Genomic DNA, 23,174 nt, shown 5'->3' on the forward strand with positions numbered 1-23,174 from the left:
AACAAGATTCTTTTTTAATAGAAATTCTTAAACAACATTTCAAAATAATTCTCTTTTGAATAAACAATTTTTAGATTCACAGGATAATCATTCGTTAATATATCGTCAACTTCTTTTTTAATATCATTTAATGATACTTCAATACGATACACAGATTGATTATTACCATTCTGTTCGTGTATGAGAGCAGATGAATCAATATTTGATATTGGTGCCCTCAGTTCTTTTCTTACTTGATTACTTCCTTTAGAAATTTGGATAATTACTTCCATTGATTCTGATATTTTATTCCTTTCATAGATTGGAATATATGCCTCAATAAATTTTGAAGATTCATCGTAATTCACAATCGATGCTATTATTTGATTTTCTTGCAAGCTAATCCCTCTCTTAATTGGCTGAAGGTAGTGGACCTTTCCTGCTTTTGATGCTTTTATCGTTAACAAGTTTCTAGATTTATTTAGTAAATCTAGGTCTGCTTCAATCAAGTATTTATCATTAAGGTGACGTGTTTGTAGATTTCCTGCTTCAGACATTAACTGTAAATAAAGAGTATTTGCTTGACTTGATAGAGAGTATTCTTGTTTAAGTTGTTGTATTTCTTCTCCTATCATTTTTTGAACATCTTCATCCCTACTTTGATTCATCGTTTTCACTTTCTTATCTATTTTTTCTTGAATCGCATTCTGTGTTTGAATGTCATTACTTACTTGATTAAGGTAATATATCATTTTTGTATGATATTCCATTTCTAAACCCTCATTATCAAGAATATTCATTTTACTATTAAGGGCTTTTATGTATTTCTTTATCACTTCTTCTTGCCTATTTATGTGTGTTAACTTATCTACTAAAGTTTGATATTGATGATCAAGAGTCTTGTTATTGAGCACAATCAGTACATCTCCTAATTCAACATTTTCACCTTCCTCTACACTAATTTCCTTTACGATTCCTGTACTTGGGGTAGTGATATACTCAATGTTTTTCAATGAAACATATCCTTGAATATCAATACTGTAGTTTTTGTAGATTCTTGTCGATAGTGCTAGTAAAAGTATGATTGAAAAAATAATAATAGACATAATTAACCAGCTGCTCTTCGATGGAACTCTTTCCATATACTCTCTTGATTTCTCATACTGCTCTTTATCAATTATCATTATTTCACCGGTTTGTAGTACTCGATTTTAATGAGTCCTTGTTCATTACTGTAGAACTTACTATACAGAATCCCAATATCATCAATGTTGTTTTCATAAAGGTAGATATCAAGTGCTGATGTAGCTAAGGATAAGTATTGAACATTACCTTCAAATAGGATTGAAATACAATTTGATATTTCTATTTTTTCCATTACATCAAAATTTACTGCATTCTCTTGGTCATCTAACTCAACATACATTTCATAATTAACACATATCTGACCATTATGATTAATTTGTGTATCACTTACTTTAGAGATTAATGGTTTATTACTGGATATGTTGTTTAATTTGAGCCGTGTTTCAAATCTCATGATCATAGCTTCGATTTGATTAGGGTTGATTTCAATATGCTTTTCATAAAATACATTCTTAAGCACTAGAGTACTATGTGGGATTACATTTAGTTTTGGCATTTTCTTTTCTCTCCTGGGTTTTGACTCTTATACATTGCAGCATATCTACCTTTTTTATTCATTAATACATCATGTGTTCCTTGTTCAACAATCTGACCATTTTCTAGATAAAAAATACAATCACATTGATATAGGCTTGTTAGTCTATGAGTAATTATGATGATTGTTTTACCTTTTAATTCATTGAATATCGTACTGTTTAGGTACTTCTCTAAATTCGGATCAAGATTCGAACTTATTTCATCAAAAATATAGATATCACTATCCCTGGCAAGTGCCCTTGCAATCGCAATACGTTGTTGTTGACCTGAAGAAAGATTTTTACCTCCTTCTTCAATATGAGTAAAATATTGCTGAGGTAATTTTCTAATAAATTGGTCAGCCCCTGATTTCTTACAGGAATTTATGATTGCTTCATAGATTGTATCACTGTTTCCTATTTTTAAATTGTCATAAATAGTTCCTGAAAACATTGATACACCTTGAGGAATGTATGATATTCTTTGTCTTATTTTATTAGCTGAGTAGTCCTTTATGTTACTACCTGATATTGAAATTTCTCCTTCATAATTTTCCATATACTTCATAAGTAAACGGGCAATTGTACTTTTACCAGCACCGCTTTCACCAACGATCGCAACCTTAGTTCCTTGTTTTACATTCAAGTTTAATCTATTTAATACTGTTTGATAGTCATACGAGAAGATCACATTTTCAAACTTTATATCTCCGTTTGAGAACGTATCTATTTTATTTTTTTTACTATCTTCTGTCTCAAGTAAGAAAGTCTCACTTAATCGATTCATCGATAGTCTTAAATCTTGATGCATTAATTGGAAAGAAATAATATTCTGAATTGGTTCTACAAAGTATTGACTCAAGGATTGAAATGCTATGAGTTCTCCAAAACTGATAATAGACTTCATTATCAAGATTGAACCTACACCTAAAAAGACAATACTTCCTAAAGAAGGTATGCTGCTTGAAAGTGTTGAATAGATATTATTTAGTTTTCCTTCTCTGTAGTTTGTCTTTAAGCTTTCTATGAACTTATGTTCTAGTTTATCGAACTGTTGGTACTCATCATTCATCGATTTAATAGTTTCTATGTTCTGGAATGTTTCGATGATATGAGAGTTTAACTTAGATTGGACTACCATCTTTTCTTCATTGATTTTCTTAAATGACTTCTTAAATACATTGACTATGATAATTTGAATGATAATACTCACTACAAGGATTAAGAAAAGCTGTCCACTGATACTCATTAAATAAATAGCAGATATCATTGATACAACAATATCTAAGGGTAGTGAAACAGACAGAGACAGTAATAATTCTTTTACAGTTAAGGCATCTTGAAAACGCGTAGTGATATCACCAATCTGGCGTCCGTAGTAATAATCAATTGGCAAATAAAGAATGTGACGATAATACTTCAAGATAAGTGGAATATCAACTTTACGTGTTAAATAGAGAATGTGAGAAGTGCGTATGTATGACAATATTGATTGAATTATAAGGATAACGACGCATACTAAACTAGCATTAAAGATACTTTGATTTAAATTTAGTGGAATGTACTCATCAATAATTACTTTTGAAATGAAACTTGTAGTAATACCCAATACACTTAGAAACAAAGAAGATAGTAATACTGATATTAGTAGTTTTTTCTGAGGAACAATTAAATTTCTAAATAGAGAAGATAGCGTGGATACTGACTCATTAACACGTTCAAAGTCATTCTTTGGTGATATTAATACTGCAATATCTGAAAATAAATCTTTCAATTGACTCTCTGAATAGACTTCAATTGATTCCTTTGCAGGATCAGAGATAATAAAATTACGATTTCTCCTAATTTTATGAAGTACCACAAAATGATTCATTCCATATTCGTTAATACAATGGAGTATCATTGGGAATTTCATCTTTTTATCAATATCTTCTAGCTCTACCTTTACTACTTTCACATTAAATTGATAGGATTCTAAACACTTCTTCATTGTTAATAAGTTAATTCCATTATTTTTAAGGAAAGTGTTCTGTCGAATCTTGATTAACGGAATATTTTTACCATAATGCTTCAGTACATTTGATATTACCGCTATGCCGCAGTCTTTTTGATCATGCTGCTGCACATGGGAATAGGTATATCTCAACTTCATCACTCCAATCTATAAATAAGTAGGAGTGCAAATTGGGAAAACCTAAAAAAAAAAAAACACATCTTTATAATGTGTTTTCGAAGTCCTCTTTAAATAAACTATACATTACATCATCATGGATAACACCTTTAAAGTCCTTCACAGCTGTTTTAAGGTATCCTTCTTGCTTGAAGCCAAGTTTCTTGATGAGTTTATGCGATTTCTCATTTTCGGCAAATACACGAGCTGTAATGATGTCATATTGATAAAAATTAAAACAATGAGTCAATGCTGCATGTAGAGCTTCACTCATATACCCTTTTCCAGCATACTTTTCACCTAACCAATAAGATATGAGTGCTGAATTAACACCGTAGCGAATCCTATCAGGATCTATATGAATGACACCAATTGCTTTTCTACTTGCTTTCTCAACAATACAAAACCCTTGTGTTATCGAGAATCTATCAAGTTCCTCAATAAGTATATCTCGAGTATAAGGCAACATAACATTATATTTCTGAACGTAATCACTGTTTACTAGTGTTAATAAATCAGTGACATCTGTTTTTCTTGCTTTTCTTAGAATAAGTCGCTCAGTAGTTAACATACAATCCCTCCATTATTAATTTAAGTATAGTAAAAAAGTCCTAATTTTAATAGGACTTTTGGATTTATTAATCAAATGTACGAAGTGGTAAGATTAATTGAATAATTGAATCATCACCAGGTGAACGTAATACAAATGCTTGCATCTCACCAACGAATAGAATTCTAATTGACTCTGTTTTAAATGATTTCAATGCTTCGATGAGATAACGACCACTGAATGATATTTTGAGGATACCTCCAATATATTCAAGAGGTTGTAGAACTTCTTCAGACGAACCAATTTCTTGTGAACGTGAACTTAATATCACTGATTCAGGGCTTGATTCTAATTTAACTGTCCATGATCCATCAGCTTTTAAGAATGAAGAACGATCGAGAGCATTAATCATTTCTGATTTGTTCATTAACATTTCAAATCCATACTCATTTGGAATCAATCGGTTAACATCTGGGAATAGACCATCAATTAATCGTGATTGAATTAATGTATTATCAACATAGAATTGAACAAGACGATCGGATACTGCAATTTCAACTTCAGAATCTGTCTGAATTGTTTTTTGAACTTCATATAAGTTTGTAGCAGGAATACAGATATTAAAGTTTAACCCTTCAGGAATTTCGATTGTCTTTTTAGCAAGTCGGTAACTATCAGTTGCAATACAGTTAAGTGTTGTACCATCAGTCTTAAAGTTAACACCTGTAAAAATAGGACGATCTTCGCTTGTAGAACAAACAAATGCTGTTTGAGATATTACTTCTGAGAATACAGTTCCTTTAAGTGTGAATGTTGTATCAGGTTTAGCAAAATCAATCGCAGGATATAAATCAGCTTTACTTCCGTTAATATTATATTCAGCTTGATTACCACTCACTCGTGTTAAAGCGCCATCAATAATTTCAATATTAATAATTGATGCATCAAGTTTACGCACTGCTTCAAGAATATAACGAGCTTCTAAAACAACTCTTCCTTCTTCATAGACAGTAAGTTGATTATCATCAGTTCTTTCTATAATTTCGCGAATTGATATGTTTGAATCACTAGCAACAAGTTCTAATGAATCGTTTTTCAAATTAAAGAGTATTCCAGATAATATTGGTAATGGGCTATGAGTAGAAGCTGCACGACCAACAGATGCCAAGGATTTGTATAGAGCTTGTTTTTTAATAGTAAATTTCATACGTTCCTCCATGAGTTTTCACTTAGTAATATTATAACATAATAAGCAATTCTTTAGTATCTGTTTAAGCCATTTTATTACTATATATATACTATAAATAATACTTATTACTATTAAGGGGTGTTGATAAGTGGATAACATCGCAAATATCGTTTAGATAGTGCGTTTCTTATTGATTTTAGGCTGTGTAGAGATTGGGGATTGATGGGGATAAATTTAAAGAAAAAGCAGAACACAATGTTACTTGAATTCTGCTTCAATTTCAAAGATAGCTTTAGCTAATAATGCATCTGTTTTCAATTTTTTATCAATTTTATCATAAGCACTTATAATTGTTGAATGATCTCGTTTTCCAAAATCTTCACCGATTTTATTGTAAGGAAGATCTAAATGTTTTCGAGATAGATATATTGCTATATGTCGTGCATTCGAAATAGCTTTGGTTCTTGATTTCGAGATTAACTGCGCTTGAGTTAATCCATAATAGTCTGCAACAATACGTTTAATAGTCTTAGTTGTTAGTTCAGTAGTACTAATGCTCTCACCTTTTGTTGTTTTAAAGGCAGACATTGCTGTTTCTATACCTATATGTTGTCCATTATCTGAGAATTGAATGGAATAGAAGAGCAATCGATTAAGAGCTCCTTCTAACATTCGTACATCTTTAGAGAAATTGGATGCTACATAGTGTAAGACCTCTTCGTCAAAGATATCAGAATCAACACTTCGGTTTTCAATCTTCATTTTTAAGATAGCTAACGATGTTTCAAATTCAGGGGAATCAACACCAACTGATAAACCTGAAGAGAAACGGCTAATTAAGCGGTCCTCAAGGCCTTTTATCTCTGTTGGTAGTCTATCGCTAGTAATAACGATTTGCTTACGATTATAGATAAGTTCATTGAATATATGGAAGAAAATCTCATGTGATTTTTCTTTACCAGCTAAGAATTGAATATCATCGATCAATAGAACATCTAAGTTATACATTCTTTCCTTAAATTCTTCAATTTCTCGATTTTGAATTGAATTGGCGACATCCCTAACAAAATCTGAACTCGACGTATAATAAACTCGTGCATCTTGATTATTATCTTTAATATAGTTACCAATAGCGTTTAATAAGTGTGTTTTACCCAGTCCGGAGTTACCATAAATGAATAATGGAGTATAGAATTGACCAGGTCGATAAGCACAGCCTAGAGCAGCAGAATGACTCTCTTTATTACTTGGTCCAACTACGAAATTATTAAAGGTTTGATTGGGTGAAATCCGATCATTTGAGAATTTTTTAATATTATTATTGATTTCTTGAACAGGATCTGGTGAAAAACTTGGTTTTTTAGCAAACTCATTCTCATCCATTACCTTAGTATTTATTCCCTCGCGACCCAAGACATCATTTATTGCTGTATTTAGGAACTCAATCTGATCTTGAATAATAACTTTTTGTAAAAATGAAGAAACCACAACAGTTGCGGAGGTATCACTTATTGATCCAAGACGTGTATCCATTTCAATATATGTTTTGTATATTACAGGTTCGAGAGAACTATTTTCTTGAATATATGTTTTAACTTTAGTCCAAACATCATCCAAATAGAATTGCATTGTTGTCATAATAGTCCTCCTTGCACTATTAATAATACCAAATTGTTATCAAGAAATCTTATGAAAATCACTTACAAACAGGTTATCCACATTTAGATAAGTTAAAAACTCAATGAACAGTGGACAAAAGATAGTTTTCCACATCTTTCCACAACTTTTAAATGTTTATAAGTGTTGAAAGAATTATCAACTCTCCACACATATGTGGGTAATTTGTATATCAAAAAAAAAAAACGAAATCTATCAACGATTTATCAACGTATAATATCGGCTTAAATAGTTAGTATATTTGAGTTATCAACACTTATCCACACTGTTGATAACTCATGTTGATAACACGTTGATTATCGTGTGGAAATATAGAAATATTTAGAAAGTTAAAAAAGTTATCAACATTATTATCAAAAATTAACCACATTAATTTTCAAATTGTTTTATTGTGGACTTTAATATGATTTTTTGATATTTTACAGATAATTAATATTGAAATTACATAATTTATTCAGAAAGGTATTATTCTTCTAAATTAAGAGCAAATATTGTAACGGTATACTGTAAGAAAAAATAATCTATGAAAAAATTAATTTTGGATATCAATACACATTGACATTTGGCATAGGATTATATATAATTTTAAAGCATTTGCTCTTTATCGTAAAAAGAAGAACTGGAGGTGGTTTTCAATGAAGAGAACTTATCAACCGAGCAAAAGGAAACACCAAAAGGTCCATGGCTTCAGAGCCCGTATGAAAACTGTAGGTGGACGTCGTGTCTTAGCACGTCGTAGATCCAAAGGAAGAAAAGTGTTATCTGCATAATTAGTCACCCATGCGGGTGGCTTTTTTGTAATTACTTATGAAAAAGGATCGCAGGATAAAAGATGCTCGAGAATTCCAGAGCATCATGCAAAAAAAGAAATTTAGGAATTCAAGTAATTTTAGTGTTTATTTTGCTCATAAAAAGGATGAAAAAACTCGTATCGGTATATCTGTTCCTAAGAAACTTGGGAACGCTGTATTGCGTAATTTGACTAAGCGACAAGTTAGACATATGTTACGTAGTATTGATGTCGATTCTCTTGAATTTGATGCGATTATCCTTGTTAGAAAAAACTATTTCAATAATACCTTTGATAGTAACCAAAAAGACTTGGAAAAACTCATGAAAACGGTTAAAATGTAAGGGTACGCATGTTAGGAGAATTTAATGAAGAAACATAAAAAACTAATAATCATTCTGTTTGCACTGGTAGTGCTTACAGGGTGTGTAAACTATATAGATAGAGATACCGGAAAAATAATGGTAGACAAAATCATCCATTGGGGTGATGCATGGACATGGGGTAAAGAAAACTGGTTCGAAGCTATCTTCGTTTGGCCAATGGCACAAATTCTTAACTTCTTTGGTCAATATACAGGTGCTTTCTTAGCCATCGTTATCTTAGCTTTACTTGTTCGTCTTGCAACATTACGTAGTTCAATCAACTCAACAATCCAACAACAAAAAATGCAATTGATGGGTCCAGAACAACAAAGAATCCAAGAAAAATATCGTAATCGTACAGACCAACAATCAAAAATGGCAATGAATACAGAAATTCAAAAGCTTTATCAAAAACATGATATTAAGCCTCTATCAGCATTAGGTGGTACTTTCTTACAATTACCAATCACATTTGCAATGTACTATGCTGTTACACGTGCTGATGTTATTATTCGTGGAACTGTTTTAGGTCAATCCTTAGAAATAACACCTAAAGATGGATTTGCATCAGGTAATGTTGTTGTTATCGCAATCTTCTTACTTATGATTGTTGCGCAAGCATCATCAATGTTCTTACCACAATATATGACACGTCGTAAGATGAAGAAATATCCTGGTCAAAAAGCACCAGCAAACAATACAAACTCAATGATGTTTATGTCATTAGCGATGATTGTATTCTTCGCATTAAACTGGAATATCGGTATGAGTTTATACTGGATGATTTCAGCATTTACACAATTAGGACAAACACTATTCATTAACTGGAAATACGGAAACCAATAATTTCGAGATAAGGAGGACATCATATGAAGCAATATACTGCAAAGAATATCGAAGAACTTTTAGTAAATGTAGCTAAAGAGAAAAATGTAAGTGTAGAAGAATTAACATACTTTATAAAAGAAGAAAAAGCAGGGTTCCTTGGATTTGGATCAAGCGTCACTGCTGAAGTTTATGCGCTCCAAGATGTTGTTGACTTTACTCATGATTATTTAGAGAAATTCTTTGAAGGATTTGAAATTCCTGTATCAATCTCAATCGAACAAAGTGGCAATTCAATTAATGTTAATCTTGATGCAGATAATAATGCAATCATTATTGGCCGTGGTGGTAAATCACTTGATGGAATTCGCCAAATGACACGCCAAGCAGTAAGTGCACATTTCAAACGTCGTTTCTTTGTAACTGTTGATGTCAATAATTACAAGAATGACCGTTATGCAAAACTTAAAGCAATGGCTAAACGTATTGCACGTCAAGTTCAAAAATCAAAGGTAGATGTATCCTTGGATCCAATGCCAAATGATGAACGCCGTGTTATTCACAAAGAACTTACAGATGTTAAAAACATTCGTACAATAAGTGAAGGTGAAGGACGTAATCGTCATCTTAAGATTGTTTATGATAGTAATAAAGAATAAGGAATCTTCCTTATTCTTTTCTTTCTTTGGAGGCTTGTATGAAAGTTATAGTTGGCTTGGGTAACCCAGGCAAGAAGTATGAAAAAACACGCCACAATGCAGGGTTTATCGTTATTGATGAACTTGCTAAGAAGTTAGGCTGTGCATCTTTTACAGATAAATTTAAGGCTAAAGTATGCGAAACATTTGTAGGTAGCGAAAAAGTTATTCTTATTAAACCACAAACATATATGAACTTATCAGGTGAATCAGTATCGGCTGTTGTTGATTATTATGATATCTACTTGGATGATTTATTAGTCATTACTGATGATAAAGATATGGAAATTGGACAACTTAGGATTCGACTTAAAGGAAGTTCTGGTGGACAAAATGGAATTAAGAGTATTATTCAACATCTTGGTACACAAGAGTTTTCACGTCTTAAAGTAGGGATAGGGTCACATCCTCATATGAATGCTGCTGATTATGTTATGGGTAAAATCGATGAAGAAGTAGCAATCGACAAAGCTGTCGATGCTGCTTATGATTTCTGTTTAGGAAAAGATATGTTATCCATTATGAATGTGTATAACACGAAAGGTAATTCATGAATTGGTTATCCAAGTATTTAGAAAAGAGTAATATAGTTAATGCTTTTCTTGAAGACAGTGCAACATTTTCACACTTATCACTTTTTCAAGAGACATTATTAATCTGTGGTTCTGTTCAAAAAAGAAAAGAACCGCTTTTTGTCGTTAAAGAAAATGAGTTTCAAGCAATGCAGCTTGTAGATTCGTTACAACGTCTACAAACTGATTTAAGAGTTGTTTACTACAATCAAGAAGAATCACTTCGTGTCGAGACAATTGTTCAATCAGAAGTCATGCAATCAAATCGTATTGATGCTTTATATAGAATACTAAGTGGAAATTTCGATGTATGTGTAACACATGCAATCGCGTCTGTTCGCAAAATATCATCACCACAAACTCTTAAAGATAGTATTATCACAGTTCATATTGGAGATGATGTTGACATTAATGATTTGTTGATGAAACTTCATTTTATGGGCTATCGTCGTGAAAAGTATGTTGAAAAACCTTTTACGTATGCAATGCGAGGAGGAATCCTTGATATTTATTCTATTCAAATGGATAAACCATTAAGAATAGAGTTTTTCGATACAGAAGTAGAAAGCCTTCGTTATTTTGATATTGATAGTCAACGTTCTGAGAAGACGGTTGATGAAGCAACAATTGTTTTCGCAACTGAAGTCATTCTAAGTGGTGAAAACATTCAAGATATAATAATACCCCTTGATCATGCTCTAAAACATGCATCAGACACTTTAAGAGATAGTTTGGAGATTAAGAAGGACCAACTTCTCAATGGAATGTATGATGCTTCACTATATCCTTTACTTTCATTTTGGAATGAATCATCAACTATTTTTGATTTTATTGGTAAAGAAATTATTCTAATAAGTACAGAAAATGGAATTCATAGAACCTTAGATCAAAACGACCAAGATGTTCTTGAGTTTCAAGAAGAAATGATTATGTCAGATACAATGATTCCTTTCCATGAAATCTATCATGATTTTAAGCAATGTATTCAAGGGAAAACTACGCGTTTTATTCAGGAGTTCCAAGGATCTAAAGATATCTATCTTCCTTGGCACCAAGCTAATATCGTATCAGAATCCTTGAGCGATACACTTCAATGGTTAAAGAAAGAAGCAATATCCAATCGTGTTATTATTGCTCTTGATGACCAAAATATGGAGTCTTTTATTAATGAACTCTTAAATAATAATATGAATTATTCTATATTATCGGATTTCCCTAAAGACCACGGGATTTATTTAGATTACTCTGAAATAGAGCAAGGATTCATTCTTGATGATGTTGATGTCCAAGTGTATACAGCATTTGAGTTGTATCATTTTAAACGTCGTAAGTTTAGATATGACGATAAGTTCGCCAAAGCAGAACATCTAAATCAACTACAAGATCTCGATACATCAGACTACGTTGTTCATCGACAATACGGTATTGGTAAGTATATGGGGATTGCGACGAAAGAGATTGATGGCATTGAAAAAGACTTCATGCGTATTCAATATCGTGATAATGATGAGTTATTTGTGCCTCTTGAGCAGTTTAACCTAGTACGTAAATACATGTCTTCAGAGGCTATGGCAGTGCGTTTAAGTAAATTAGGAAGTAGCGCTTGGCAAAAGAGTAAAGAACGCGTTGAAGCAGATATTGCGATGGTTGCCGATAAGTTAATTCAGCTTTATTCAAGTCGAATGGATACTAAAGGATTTGCCTATCAAAAAGATACAGAATACCAAATCGAGTTTGAAAAATCATTCCCATATGATCTTACACCGGACCAAGTACAGGCAGTTAAAGAAATAAAAGCTGATATGGAAAGCGATGAACCAATGGACCGTTTATTAATTGGTGATGTTGGTTTTGGTAAAACTGAAGTAGCGATACGCGCTGCATTTAAAGCTTTTGTGGACCATAAACAAGTTGTCTTTTTATGTCCGACAACAATCCTAAGTGCTCAACATATGCGTACATTTAAAGAAAGATTTGAAAACTATCCGATAGTGGTTGAAGTTCTCAACCGTTTTGTATCGGATGCTCAACAAAAAGACATAATTAAACGTGTTAAAGAAGGTAAGGTAGATGTACTGATAGGTACTCACCGTGTTTTATCAAGAGATGTAAAGTTTAAAGATTTAGGATTACTAATAATTGATGAGGAACAACGTTTTGGTGTAGAACACAAAGAGCGTATCAAGGAGTTAAAGGTGTCTGTGGATGTTTTATCTCTTAGTGCAACTCCAATACCTAGAACCCTTCAAATGTCTCTTATTGGGCTTCGTTCACTCTCTCAATTGAATACAGCTCCTTCCAATCGACTCCCAGTAATGACCTATGTAATCGAAAAGAATGAGAAAACAATCCACGATATTGTTGCTAAAGAGATAAATAGAGGCGGACAAGTATTCTATTTATTCAATAATGTTGAACAAATTTATAATGTCGCAAATCATATTGCAAGAGGTAATGCGAATGCAAGTGTGGCCGTAGTACATGGTCAAATGGATCGTACTGAAATAGAAGATGTGATGGTTCGATTCATTGCAAAAGAGTATAACGTCCTAGTCTGTACTACAATTATTGAGACTGGAATTGACATTCCTAACGCTAATACAATCCTTGTTGATAATGCTCAACGTTTTGGTCTGTCTCAGTTGTATCAAATTAAAGGACGAGTTGGTCGTTCTGATCGTCTTGCTTATGCATATTTCATGATTCCAAGTAGTAAAAATCTTACAGAAGTAGCGCAAAAACGTCTTCAGGCAATCAAGGAATTTACACAACTTGGTAGCGGGTATAAGATTGCTATGCGTGATCTCACAATACGTGGTGCCGGGGAATTGCTTGGAGGAAACCAATCTGGTTTCATTGATACTGTTGGTATTGATCTTTATGTTGAACTTCTTAAAGAAGCAATCGATAAACGTAAAGGCTTGAAGGTTGAAGACTCAGCTCAAACCGAAACTTCTGTTAGTGTCAATGTTAGTGGGTATCTTCCAGAGAATTTTGTTGAGGATGATACTGAGAAACTAGAGATTTACCAATTTATAAACAACATCAGTACTGTTCATGACTTACAGTTATTCTATGAAAGCATGACGGATAGATATGGTAGTTTACCACAAGCGGTACAGATGCTTCTCGAGAAAAAACGATTAGAAATATTCTTAACTGATGAGCGAATTGATTCATTTAAAGAAAGAGTGAACCGTGTTGAACTTGTTTTTACTCAGGAATACAGTGATATAATAGATGGTGTGGCGCTGTTTGAGACCGTATCTCAGCGTTCTGTCGATATTGTGATAAAATATATCAACAGAAAGATAACACTGCATGTACCCATCTATAAAGAATGGACAGAAGATTTAATCTATATCCTAGATAATGTTAAGGAGAAACAATCATGAGACTTGATAAATACTTAAAAGTATCGAGAATAATCAAAAGACGTACCGTTGCCAAAGATCTCGCAGATGATTCGCGAGTGTTAATCAACGATAAATTAGCGAAACCATCGAGTGAAGTTAAGGTGGGTGACGTCGTAGAAATTCGATTTGAACACAGACATATTAAGATAGAAGTTAGTTTTTTAAGTGATAAAATATTACGTAGTAATCCTCCAATGTATGAATTGATTGAAGATAAACGAATTGAAAAAGCAGTAGATTGATTCAATTTCACACGTTAAAATTGTTAAGGTATTCACATAGAAAGCACTAATTTAGCTTAAATCAGTAGTTTTTCACCTGTTTTCGATGTTTTAATCGTATTTTCACATAGAACCATGTGTTAGGACCATGAAAGAAAACTGCCAACTCTTGAAATCATAGGGATTGTCAGTATAATGTTAAGGTATAGCAAAGGAAGATTAGATATGGCAAAAGTCAGAAAAGCTAAAAAACAATCGCCGATTGTAAAACTATTCTCAATGGTAGCAGCAGGAGCTGTCCTTGTGATGTCTGGAATCCTTATAACAGGTGCAGTTAAAGAAGTGTATACTACATTTCAACTAAGAAATGAGTTGAAAGAAGTTAAAACACAATATACTTCAGTACAAGACGAAAATGTTGATTTACAGAATGAAAAAGATAAACTTGAAGATCCAGCATATGTTCAAAACTATGCTCGTGGAACACAACTATTATCCAAAGATGGAGAGCAAGTATTTGTACTCCCTAAAGGTGAAGAATAGTTTTATATTTTATGCTTTTATGAAGCGAGTTAAGAGCTCGCTTTTTTTTATGTTTTCAGAGATTTAACTTTATACTAAAAAGGTGCTATTATACTGTATTTATGGTATAATAATCATGTGTAAAAAGGATGGATGTTATGGAAAAAAATAGCTCATATATCACACTTGGACAGTTCTTAAAACTAAAGGATTTTGTTCAATCAGGTGGTGAAGCAAAACATCTTATTCATACATTCTCGATACAGGTGAATGGAGAAGATGATAACCGTCGTGGACGTAAACTTTACGTTGGTGATGAAGTAGTAATAAATGGACACAAATATGTCATATCAGACACCAATGAAGATTCATAATCTTCGGTTGCGACAGTTTCGTAATCTCAACAATGTATCTTTAAAGTTCCATAGTGGATTGAATGTCATTGTTGGTGATAATGGTCAAGGAAAGACCAATCTTGTCGAATCACTTGTTTTTTTGTCGTCTGGAAGATCATTTAGAGTTGCTGATGATTCTCTGCTTATTCATACAGCCAAAGAATTTGCAAGTATAGATGCTGATCTCGATAATTCTACACAACTTAAGGTTGTGATTAGTGATAAAGGGAAGTACATGCAAATTAATCAAAATACTGTGAAGAAGCTGAGTGATTTCATGGGACAGTGTAACGTTGTGTTATTTAGTCCCGATGATTTAAATTTTATTAGCGATACTCCTCGAAGACGACGTCACGATATTGATTTAGAGTTAGGTAAGATGTCCAATCAATATATTGGTCTTCTAAGTTCTTATAACAAGTTGTTGACAGAACGTAATGCTCATTTAAAAAGTAATTCAGTTGATTATGACTATCTCGAGATCTTAACGGATCAGCTGATAAAGAGTGAGGAACCAATTATATGTATTCGGGAAAAGTTTTCCCGGGAAATAATTCCATATATCAGTGAAATATATCAAAAACTTACAGGGACAGAGGCACTTGTATCGCTTGAATATAAATCACCCGTAAGTTGTGATGGAGATATTTCTAGTAAACTATTGCAACGAATGAGAGATTCTCTGCAACGTGATATTGAAACACGGATGACAAATGTAGGGATTCATCGAGATGATTTTATTTTTAAAGTGGATGGAAGTCCTGTTCTGCACGTTGCTTCTCAAGGTCAACGTCGCATGCTCATGATTGCTTATAAACTGGCTCTTGTAGAGCTAATTCATAAACAGTCAAAGACGTACCCGATTTTATGTTTGGATGATTTGTTCTCTGAACTTGATAGCGGACGTCGTAAGAGTGTTGTAGAAATGTTGCCAGATGCAATGCAAGTATTTATAACAACAACAGATTTAAGTTTTATTATAACGGATCGTGATCATTATGTATTTGAAGTAGAGAGTGGTCAAGTTCGTCAAAAATTAGGAGGTTCTGTATGACAGTTGAAAAAGTAAATCATTCCTATACATCTGAAGATATTCAGGTTTTAGAGGGGCTAGAAGCCGTTCGTAAACGTCCTGGAATGTATATTGGTAGTACAGCTGCTCGTGGACTGCATCATTTGGTGTGGGAAATTGTAGACAATGGTATTGACGAGGCTCTAGCGGGCTTTGCAGATGAAATTAGAGTCATAGTTGATAAAGAGAATGTAGTTACTGTTTCTGATAACGGTCGTGGTATTCCTGTAGGGATTCATGAGAAGACAGGTGTATCTACTGCTGAAACTATCTATACAGTACTTCATGCTGGTGGTAAGTTTGGTGGAGGAGCCTATAAGGTTTCTGGAGGGCTTCACGGTGTTGGTGCATCCGTAGTTAACGCCTTGTCATCATTCTTAGAAGTAAGCATTTATAAAGATGGTATTGAATACTTCCTTCGTTTTGAAAACGGTGGAGAGACAGCAGTACCACTTAAAGAGGTTGGACCAACTACAAAACAAGGAACAACTGTTAGATTTAAAGCAGACCCAACAATCTTTACAGAAACAACGGAATATTCTCATGAAGTACTTCGTGATCGTTTACGTCAGATGGCGTTTCTTAATAAAGCAATTAGAATTGTCTTTATTGATGAGAGAGAGCCAGAAGAAACACGCGAGAGTGTTTTCCATTATGAAAACGGGATTAGTGAGTATGTTGCGTTTGTAAATAAGAACAAACAGACACTACATAAAGAAATAATCTATGTAGAGGGAGAAGAGGAACAAATTCTTGTTGAAGTTGCAATGCAATACAACGAGGGTTTTGTACCAAACATCTATTCCTTTACCAATAACATTAATACTCAAGAAGGTGGTACTCACGAAGATGGGTTTAAACTTGCTTTAACTCGAGTAATTAATAACTATGCTAAAGATAATAATTTACTTAAAAAAGATGATGATGGGTTTATTGGAGAAGATGTTCGTGAAGGTCTCACAGCTATCATTTCAATTAAACACCCTGATCCTCAATATGAAGGACAAACAAAAACTAAACTAGGTAATAGTGAAGTTCGTCGAATCGTATCAAACATCTTCGGCTCACAACTAGATCGTTTCCTAATGGAACATCCAGATGTCGCGAAGATTGTGGTTGAAAAAGCAATCGTTGCTTCAAAAGCACGTGTTGCTGCTCGTAAAGCTCGTGAACTTACACGTCGTAAGGGAGCTCTTGAAGTGTCTTCGCTTCCAGGAAAACTTGCAGACTGCTCAAACCGTAATCCATCCGAAAGTGAAATCTATCTCGTCGAGGGTGATTCCGCTGGCGGAAGTGCAAAACAAGGTCGTGACAGTAAATTCCAAGCTATTTTACCTCTACGTGGTAAAGTTCTTAACGTTGAAAAAGCTCGTCTTCATAGAATTTTTGATAACGCTGAAATTCGTATGATGTTAACAGCATTTGGAACCGGTATTGGTGAAGAATTAGACATTAATAAGCTTCGTTATCATAAAATCGTTATCATGACCGATGCTGACGTCGATGGAGCTCACATCCGTACATTACTCTTAACATTCTTCTACCGATTCTTAAAACCAGTGATTGAAGGTGGATTTGTATATATTGCGCAACCACCACTCTATAAAATTTCTAGAGGAAATAAAATCGCATATGCTTATAGTGATGAAGAATTGGATGAACTCAAGGTCGAGTTTGGTGAACGACACAATGTTCAACGATATAAAGGTCTTGGTGAGATGAATCCTGAGCAATTATGGGAAACTACAATGGATCCAGCTACACGTACACTAATTCAAGTTGAAATTGAAGATGCTATGGAGGCAGATTTAATCTTTGAAACGTTAATGGGCGATGAAGTAGCACCTCGTCGTGAGTTTATTCAAGCTAATGCACAATATGCAGATCTTGATATCTAGGAGGACGCATGGAAGAAACAAAACAATTTGATAAAATAAAAACGCGTGGTATTGTCGAGGAAATGAAACAATCCTTCGTTTCTTATGCAATGTCAGTTATCGTAGCACGTGCTCTACCTGATGTACGCGATGGTTTAAAGCCAGTACACCGCCGTATTCTCTATTCAATGAATGATTTAGGAATGACTAGTGATAAACCTTATAAAAAGTCTGCTCGTATTGTAGGGGACGTAATTGGTAAGTATCACCCTCATGGTGACACTGCTGTTTATGACTCAATGGTGCGTATGTCTCAGGACTTCTCGTATCGTTACCCATTAATTGATGGACACGGTAACTTTGGTTCAATCGATGGTGACGGAGCAGCTGCTATGCGATACACCGAAGCAAGAATGTCGAAGATTTCGATGGAAATGCTTCGAGATATTAATAAGAATACAGTTGATTTCCAAGATAACTATGATGGTGAAGAGCAAGAACCTGCTGTTTTACCTTCACGTATCCCTAATGTGCTTATTAATGGTGGTACAGGGATTGCGGTTGGTATGGCTACAAATATGGCGCCACACAACTTATCGGAAGTTATAGATGCAACAATCGCGTTAATTGAAAATCCTGATATTACTGTTAAGGAGCTTATGGAAGACCATATTTATGGACCAGATTTTCCAACAGGGGCTTATATATTAGGACGTAGTGGTATTAAGTCAGCTTTCGAAACTGGACGAGGTTCAGTTGTTATGAGGGCAAAGGCAGACATTACAGAATTAAGCAATGGGAAACCAGTTATTACAATTACTGAAATTCCATATTTAGTGAATAAAGCGAACATGGTTGAGAAAATTGCTCAACTTGTACGTGATAAAGAAATTGATGGTATTACCGATCTTCGTGATGAATCGAACCGTGATGGTATTAAGATTGTTATTGAACTTCGACGTGAAGTTCAAGCAGAAGTTGTTCTTAATCAACTGTATAGAATGACTGCATTACAGTCTTCTTTTGGTGTAAACAATCTGGCTCTTGTAAATGGCAGACCAGAGTTACTAAATATTTTACAAATTCTCGAGCATTATCGAGATCACCAAATTGAAGTAATTACACGTCGTACACGTTTTGATTTGAAAAAAGCAGAAGAACGTGCGCACCTATTAGAGGGTATGATTATTGCTATTGATAATATTGATGAAGTCATGAATATTATCAGAAGCTCTAAAGATGACACTGAAGCAAGTAATCGATTACTAGAACGTTTCGGTTTAACTCCAATACAATCGAAAGCAATTCTCGATATGCAATTCAGACGTCTCACAGGATTACAAAGAGAACGTCTAGAACTCGAATACAAAGAGTTGTTAGTTACAATTGATGACTTAAAAGATATCCTTGCAAATCACAGTCGTCTATTAGATATTATTAAGACAGATTTACTAGAAGTTAAAGAAAAATATGGTGACGATCGTCGATCAGAGATTATCGAAGCTGACTTTGATATGCTTGATGAAGATCTTATTCCACAAGAAGATATTGTAATCTCAATGACTGTAAACGGCTATATCAAGCGTACAACAGTAGATTCCTTCAATGTTCAAAATAGAGGAGGAAAAGGTGTTAAAGGTATGAGTACCTACGATGAGGATGTTGTTGACCAATTCCTTGCGATGTCTACTCATGACTTCTTGATGTTATTTACAAATAAAGGTCGAGTTTATCGATTAAAAGGATTCAATGTTCCTGCGGCAAGTAGAACTGCGAAAGGTATACCAGTCGTTAACTTACTAAACTTGGATGAAGGAGAAGAAATTAAGACTTTAACCAAGGTAGTTAGAGATAATGACGAATCCGTTAAGTTTGTATTCTTTGTGACAAAATATGGTGTTGTTAAACGTGTTGCTGTCTCAGAATTTGATTCAATCCGTCAAAACGGGAAAATCGCAATCTCACTTAAAGATGGTGATGAATTAGTAGCAGCTAAAGTAACTGATGGTACTAACGAAATTATCATTGGTGGTAGCAACGGTAAAGCAATTCGATTTAAGGAAGAGGATGTTCGTGTAATGGGACGTACTGCTTCTGGAGTTCGTGGATTTGATGTCGATGGTGGCGAAGTAGTTGGGGTCGCAACAGACAGAGAAGGTAAGTATATCCTAGCAATTACTGAAAAGGGATATGGAAAACGAACAGAGATTGATGAATATCGTTTAACCAAGCGTGGAGCTAAAGGTGTTAAGACTATTAATGTGACAGATAAGAACGGTCCATTAGTATCTGTACGAGCAGTCGATGGAGATGAAGATCTTCTCGTAATCTCCAATGGTGGTACAGTAATTCGTACTCCTATTGAAGATATTGGTATCTACGGACGATCCACAATTGGTGTTCGTGTTATCAAAGTAGCAGAAAATGATACAGTAGCATCTGTTGCTATACTTCAAAATGAAGAAGAATTAGAAGAAACAGAAGTAATTACTGAAAAAGAAACAGAAGAAAAGGGCGAATAGCCCTTTTCCTTTGCTCTTCACGTTGACAAAGAGCCTATTTTATTAGATAATTTATGAAACACGATGACAGGGACTAATATAAATAAGATTATCGCAGAGAGACGATGTTTGGTGCAAATCGTTATAATTGTTTTATAGTTCTACCCTTGAGATGTTTCCGGCAACAACCGTTATCTGTACGAGTGATGTTTCACGTGAAACATTTGAAAAGGGTGGCACCGCGGTTCATACCGTCCCTTACGTGGGTGCTTTTTTTATTGGAGGAGAGATTATGTTAGATATTAATTTGTTCAGAGAGAACCCAGAATTAATCAAAGAGAACATTCGTAAAAAATTTCAAGATCATAAATTACCTATGGTTGACGAAATTGTAGAGCTCGACAAAGAATACCGTGGTATTAAGACTCGTGCGGATGAGTTACGAGGAATGCGTAACAAGTTAAGCAAAGAAATTGGAATGCTAATGGGTAAAAAAGAGTTTGAAGAAGCCGAAAAAGTAAAGAAACAAGTTCAAGACATGGCGGTTGAGTTAGAAGACATTCAACAACGCGAAGAACCTTTGTTTGATAAGCTTCAACAGCTAGTAATGCAAATTCCGAATATTATAGCCGATGATGTACCTATTGGTAGAGATGATAGTGAGAACGTTGAGTGGTACCGTGAAGGGTCAACAGAAGATAAAGGATTTGAAGTTCCTTATCATGTTGATATTATGGAGTCTTTCAATGGTATTGATTTAGACTCAGCTCGCAAAACAAGTGGTACAGGTTTCTATTACTTGCAAAAAGATATTGCACGTCTACATTCAGCGGTTACTGCGTATGCACGTGATTTTATGATTGATAGTGGCTATGATTATGTAATTCCACCATTCATGATTCGTAGTCATGTTGTAACGGGTGTTATGAGCTTTGAAGAGATGGAAAATATGATGTACAAGATTGAGGGAGAAGATCTTTACTTAATTGGTACAAGTGAACACTCAATGATTGGTAAGTTTATCGATACAATTCACCCAGAAGAAACAATGCCACAAAAACTTACAAGTTACTCTCCTTGCTTTAGAAAAGAAGTAGGGGCTCATGGGATAGAAGAACGAGGAGTATATCGTATTCACCAATTTGAGAAACAAGAAATGGTTGCAGTTTGTCGTCCAGAAGAAAGTGCAGCTATCTTCGAACAAATGTATAAGTTAACAATGGCATTCTTCCGTTCTTTAGATATTCCAGTACGCGTGTTGGAATGCTGTTCTGGAGATTTAGCTGATTTAAAACATAAATCAGTAGATGTTGAGGCATGGAGTCCACGTCAAAAGAAATTCTTTGAAGTTGGAAGTTGCTCGAACTTAACGGATGCTCAAGCTCGTCGTCTTAAAATCAGAATTGATACAAAAGAAGGAAGAGTATACGCTCATACATTAAACAACACTGTTGTTGCTCCACCACGTATGTTAATTGCTTTCTTAGAAAATAACTTACAAGAAGATGGTAGTGTACTAATACCAGAACCTTTAAGACCATACATGGGATTTAAAGACAAAATAGTTCCTGATAACAAATAAAATAAGCCCTTATCTATTAGATAAGGGCTCTTGTTTAGCTTATTTTAATTGTAGAAGATCTTCAATTGTTTTTAGAACTGAATTTTCATTGTTTGAGCCAATAACTTCATTTGCAACATTCTTAACATCATCATGTGCATTTGCTACTGCATAAGACTTGCCAGCATATGTGAGCATACCGATGTCATTGTTGTAATCACCAAATGCTGCGACATCTTCAGATTTAACATCTAAAATTTCTGTAAGCTTCTTTAATGCGTGTCCTTTGTCCGTGTGTTTGTTCATAACGTCTACCCACACTTTTCCGGCAACTACAGCATTAAATTTCTCCCCAAGTTTAGGGTAGATTGTGTTTTCGTAGTTAAAGACAGTATAATCCTTTGAAAAAGCAGTTATTTTTAATATTGGATCATCAATAGTAAGAATATCATCAATTTTTGTGTAATTAGGATAGTACTCTACTAAAGCCTCAATATGAGAATCATCATAGAGTTCTATGAATGCATCATGTGCAGTTGCAGCGATCACTGTTGTTTCCTTAACGTTTCTTAATATATCAAGAATTTCAACAACATCATTATCAGACAGACTGTCAACGTACTCAATTTTACCAAATCGCTCAACAATTGCACCGTTATCTGAAATAATGCATAACTCATCAGCGTACTCAGGAACTTTATTTTTAATGCTTACTAAAGTTCTTCCTGATGCGAGCACCAAGTATTTATTTTGACTTTTTACGTCATCTAGTATTTCTTTAAAATTTTCAGGAACACGAGACTCATCATCTAAGAGGGTGTGATCCATATCTGTTACAAATAGCTTTGTCATATCATAACTCCTTCTCTGAGAATTATAACATATAGACCAGTAATTAAGTAGTAAATATCAGATTACAATCAATCTGATGTAGCAAATTATGCATCATTAAGATATTCATATATGTGTAAGTGAAAGTATAAAGAAAACTCAATATGTTTCACGTGAAACATTGATATTTATTATAAATTTGTTATAATAACTATGCTACTACAACGTAATCTAATGAACCAGGTCAGGGTAGGAATACAGCAGCCTTAATTTAGCTCTTATGTGTGTAGTGGCTTTTTTAA

20 protein-coding genes and 1 other RNA gene are annotated in these 23,174 nt (G+C 34.0%); 14 read left to right on the forward strand and 7 right to left on the reverse strand.

Features of this window, described 5'->3' with window-relative positions:
* Positions 1–14: 14 nt before the first annotated feature.
* The 6 genes from G7059_RS01345 to dnaA form a co-directional block, all read right to left on the reverse strand.
* A complete protein-coding gene (locus G7059_RS01345) occupies positions 15–1,163 on the reverse strand; it encodes an HlyD family efflux transporter periplasmic adaptor subunit (RefSeq protein ID WP_166080292.1) in 1,149 nt (382 codons plus the stop codon).
* Complete coding sequence (locus tag G7059_RS01350) at positions 1,163–1,621, reverse strand: hypothetical protein (protein ID WP_166080293.1); 459 nt, start codon at positions 1,619–1,621, stop codon at positions 1,163–1,165. Before G7059_RS01350 ends, G7059_RS01345 begins: the two co-directional genes overlap by 1 nt.
* Entirely contained in the window at positions 1,609–3,792 is a 2,184-nt protein-coding gene (locus tag G7059_RS01355; protein WP_240920551.1) for a peptidase domain-containing ABC transporter, read from the reverse strand. The genes G7059_RS01350 and G7059_RS01355 overlap by 13 nt, the downstream gene beginning before the upstream one ends.
* Positions 3,793–3,856: 64 nt before the next feature.
* Entirely contained in the window at positions 3,857–4,381 is a 525-nt protein-coding gene (locus G7059_RS01360) for a GNAT family N-acetyltransferase (RefSeq protein WP_166080295.1), read from the reverse strand.
* A gap of 67 nt (positions 4,382–4,448) precedes the next feature.
* Positions 4,449–5,567, reverse strand: a complete 1,119-nt coding sequence (gene dnaN / locus G7059_RS01365) for a DNA polymerase III subunit beta (RefSeq protein WP_166080296.1) — start codon at positions 5,565–5,567, stop codon at positions 4,449–4,451.
* Positions 5,568–5,807: 240 nt separating this feature from the next.
* Positions 5,808–7,187, reverse strand: coding sequence for a chromosomal replication initiator protein DnaA (dnaA, locus tag G7059_RS01370; RefSeq protein WP_166080298.1), 1,380 nt, complete (start codon positions 7,185–7,187; stop codon positions 5,808–5,810).
* Positions 7,188–7,861: 674 nt separating this feature from the next.
* Here dnaA and rpmH point away from each other — a divergent pair.
* The 13 genes from rpmH to serS all read left to right on the forward strand — a co-directional run bounded on the left by rpmH (position 7,862) and on the right by serS (position 22,062).
* Entirely contained in the window at positions 7,862–7,996 is a 135-nt protein-coding gene (gene rpmH, locus G7059_RS01375) for a 50S ribosomal protein L34 (protein ID WP_166080299.1), read from the forward strand.
* A gap of 37 nt (positions 7,997–8,033) precedes the next feature.
* Positions 8,034–8,360: a ribonuclease P protein component gene (rnpA, locus tag G7059_RS01380; RefSeq protein WP_166080300.1), complete on the forward strand. Its 327-nt coding sequence runs from the start codon at positions 8,034–8,036 to the stop codon at positions 8,358–8,360.
* Positions 8,361–8,384: 24 nt separating this feature from the next.
* Entirely contained in the window at positions 8,385–9,227 is an 843-nt protein-coding gene (gene yidC / locus G7059_RS01385; protein ID WP_166080301.1) for a membrane protein insertase YidC, read from the forward strand.
* 23 nt (positions 9,228–9,250) lie between these two features.
* Entirely contained in the window at positions 9,251–9,865 is a 615-nt protein-coding gene (locus G7059_RS01390) for a R3H domain-containing nucleic acid-binding protein (protein WP_166080303.1), read from the forward strand.
* A gap of 38 nt (positions 9,866–9,903) precedes the next feature.
* Positions 9,904–10,458: an aminoacyl-tRNA hydrolase gene (gene pth / locus G7059_RS01395; RefSeq protein WP_166080304.1), complete on the forward strand. Its 555-nt coding sequence runs from the start codon at positions 9,904–9,906 to the stop codon at positions 10,456–10,458.
* A complete protein-coding gene (gene mfd / locus G7059_RS01400) occupies positions 10,455–13,871 on the forward strand; it encodes a transcription-repair coupling factor (RefSeq protein WP_166080305.1) in 3,417 nt (1,138 codons plus the stop codon). The genes pth and mfd overlap by 4 nt, the downstream gene beginning before the upstream one ends.
* Positions 13,868–14,134, forward strand: a complete 267-nt coding sequence (locus tag G7059_RS01405) for an RNA-binding S4 domain-containing protein (protein ID WP_166080306.1) — start codon at positions 13,868–13,870, stop codon at positions 14,132–14,134. The genes mfd and G7059_RS01405 overlap by 4 nt, the downstream gene beginning before the upstream one ends.
* Positions 14,135–14,338: 204 nt before the next feature.
* On the forward strand, positions 14,339–14,656 hold the full coding sequence (locus tag G7059_RS01410; RefSeq protein WP_205700219.1) for a septum formation initiator family protein: 318 nt from the start codon (positions 14,339–14,341) through the stop codon (positions 14,654–14,656).
* Between the two features lie 128 nt (positions 14,657–14,784).
* Positions 14,785–15,009 (forward strand): RNA-binding S4 domain-containing protein, encoded by a 225-nt coding sequence (locus tag G7059_RS01415; RefSeq protein ID WP_166080307.1) that lies wholly within the window; start codon positions 14,785–14,787, stop codon positions 15,007–15,009.
* Entirely contained in the window at positions 14,996–16,084 is a 1,089-nt protein-coding gene (recF, locus tag G7059_RS01420; protein WP_166080308.1) for a DNA replication/repair protein RecF, read from the forward strand. Before G7059_RS01415 ends, recF begins: the two co-directional genes overlap by 14 nt.
* Positions 16,081–18,000 carry a DNA topoisomerase (ATP-hydrolyzing) subunit B gene (gene gyrB / locus G7059_RS01425; RefSeq protein ID WP_166080309.1) on the forward strand — a complete coding sequence of 640 codons (1,920 nt, stop codon included), beginning with the start codon at positions 16,081–16,083 and terminating at the stop codon, positions 17,998–18,000. Before recF ends, gyrB begins: the two co-directional genes overlap by 4 nt.
* An 8-nt stretch (positions 18,001–18,008) precedes the next feature.
* Positions 18,009–20,501, forward strand: a complete 2,493-nt coding sequence (gyrA, locus tag G7059_RS01430) for a DNA gyrase subunit A (RefSeq protein WP_166080310.1) — start codon at positions 18,009–18,011, stop codon at positions 20,499–20,501.
* A gap of 271 nt (positions 20,502–20,772) precedes the next feature.
* On the forward strand, positions 20,773–22,062 hold the full coding sequence (gene serS / locus G7059_RS01435) for a serine--tRNA ligase (protein ID WP_166080311.1): 1,290 nt from the start codon (positions 20,773–20,775) through the stop codon (positions 22,060–22,062).
* Between the two features lie 39 nt (positions 22,063–22,101).
* Here serS and G7059_RS01440 read toward each other — a convergent pair whose 3' ends face one another.
* A complete protein-coding gene (locus tag G7059_RS01440; protein WP_166080312.1) occupies positions 22,102–22,893 on the reverse strand; it encodes an HAD family hydrolase in 792 nt (263 codons plus the stop codon).
* A 191-nt stretch (positions 22,894–23,084) separates the two neighbouring features.
* On the opposite strand from G7059_RS01440, the gene ffs reads away from it, so the two are divergent.
* Positions 23,085–23,172, forward strand: an RNA gene (gene ffs, locus G7059_RS01445) — signal recognition particle sRNA small type.
* Positions 23,173–23,174: the final 2 nt, after the last annotated feature.

It is taken from the genome of Erysipelothrix sp. HDW6A (genome assembly GCF_011400295.1).
Classification (GTDB): Bacteria; Bacillota_I; Bacilli_A; order Erysipelotrichales; family Erysipelotrichaceae; genus Erysipelothrix.

Bases quoted from the DNA above. Each gene is read 5' to 3' on its own strand.
- G7059_RS01345 (WP_166080292.1), bottom strand. From the start codon at position 1,163: ATGATAATTGATAAAGAGCAGTATGAGAAATCAAGAGAGTATATGGAA.
- G7059_RS01350 (WP_166080293.1), bottom strand. From the start codon at position 1,621: ATGCCAAAACTAAATGTAATCCCACATAGTACTCTAGTGCTTAAGAAT.
- G7059_RS01355 (WP_240920551.1), bottom strand. From the start codon at position 3,792: ATGAAGTTGAGATATACCTATTCCCATGTGCAGCAGCATGATCAAAAA.
- G7059_RS01360 (WP_166080295.1), bottom strand. From the start codon at position 4,381: ATGTTAACTACTGAGCGACTTATTCTAAGAAAAGCAAGAAAAACAGAT.
- dnaN (WP_166080296.1), bottom strand. From the start codon at position 5,567: ATGAAATTTACTATTAAAAAACAAGCTCTATACAAATCCTTGGCATCT.
- dnaA (WP_166080298.1), bottom strand. From the start codon at position 7,187: ATGACAACAATGCAATTCTATTTGGATGATGTTTGGACTAAAGTTAAA.
- rpmH (WP_166080299.1), top strand. From the start codon at position 7,862: ATGAAGAGAACTTATCAACCGAGCAAAAGGAAACACCAAAAGGTCCAT.
- rnpA (WP_166080300.1), top strand. From the start codon at position 8,034: ATGAAAAAGGATCGCAGGATAAAAGATGCTCGAGAATTCCAGAGCATC.
- yidC (WP_166080301.1), top strand. From the start codon at position 8,385: ATGAAGAAACATAAAAAACTAATAATCATTCTGTTTGCACTGGTAGTG.
- G7059_RS01390 (WP_166080303.1), top strand. From the start codon at position 9,251: ATGAAGCAATATACTGCAAAGAATATCGAAGAACTTTTAGTAAATGTA.
- pth (WP_166080304.1), top strand. From the start codon at position 9,904: ATGAAAGTTATAGTTGGCTTGGGTAACCCAGGCAAGAAGTATGAAAAA.
- mfd (WP_166080305.1), top strand. From the start codon at position 10,455: ATGAATTGGTTATCCAAGTATTTAGAAAAGAGTAATATAGTTAATGCT.
- G7059_RS01405 (WP_166080306.1), top strand. From the start codon at position 13,868: ATGAGACTTGATAAATACTTAAAAGTATCGAGAATAATCAAAAGACGT.
- G7059_RS01410 (WP_205700219.1), top strand. From the start codon at position 14,339: ATGGCAAAAGTCAGAAAAGCTAAAAAACAATCGCCGATTGTAAAACTA.
- G7059_RS01415 (WP_166080307.1), top strand. From the start codon at position 14,785: ATGGATGTTATGGAAAAAAATAGCTCATATATCACACTTGGACAGTTC.
- recF (WP_166080308.1), top strand. From the start codon at position 14,996: ATGAAGATTCATAATCTTCGGTTGCGACAGTTTCGTAATCTCAACAAT.
- gyrB (WP_166080309.1), top strand. From the start codon at position 16,081: ATGACAGTTGAAAAAGTAAATCATTCCTATACATCTGAAGATATTCAG.
- gyrA (WP_166080310.1), top strand. From the start codon at position 18,009: ATGGAAGAAACAAAACAATTTGATAAAATAAAAACGCGTGGTATTGTC.
- serS (WP_166080311.1), top strand. From the start codon at position 20,773: ATGTTAGATATTAATTTGTTCAGAGAGAACCCAGAATTAATCAAAGAG.
- G7059_RS01440 (WP_166080312.1), bottom strand. From the start codon at position 22,893: ATGACAAAGCTATTTGTAACAGATATGGATCACACCCTCTTAGATGAT.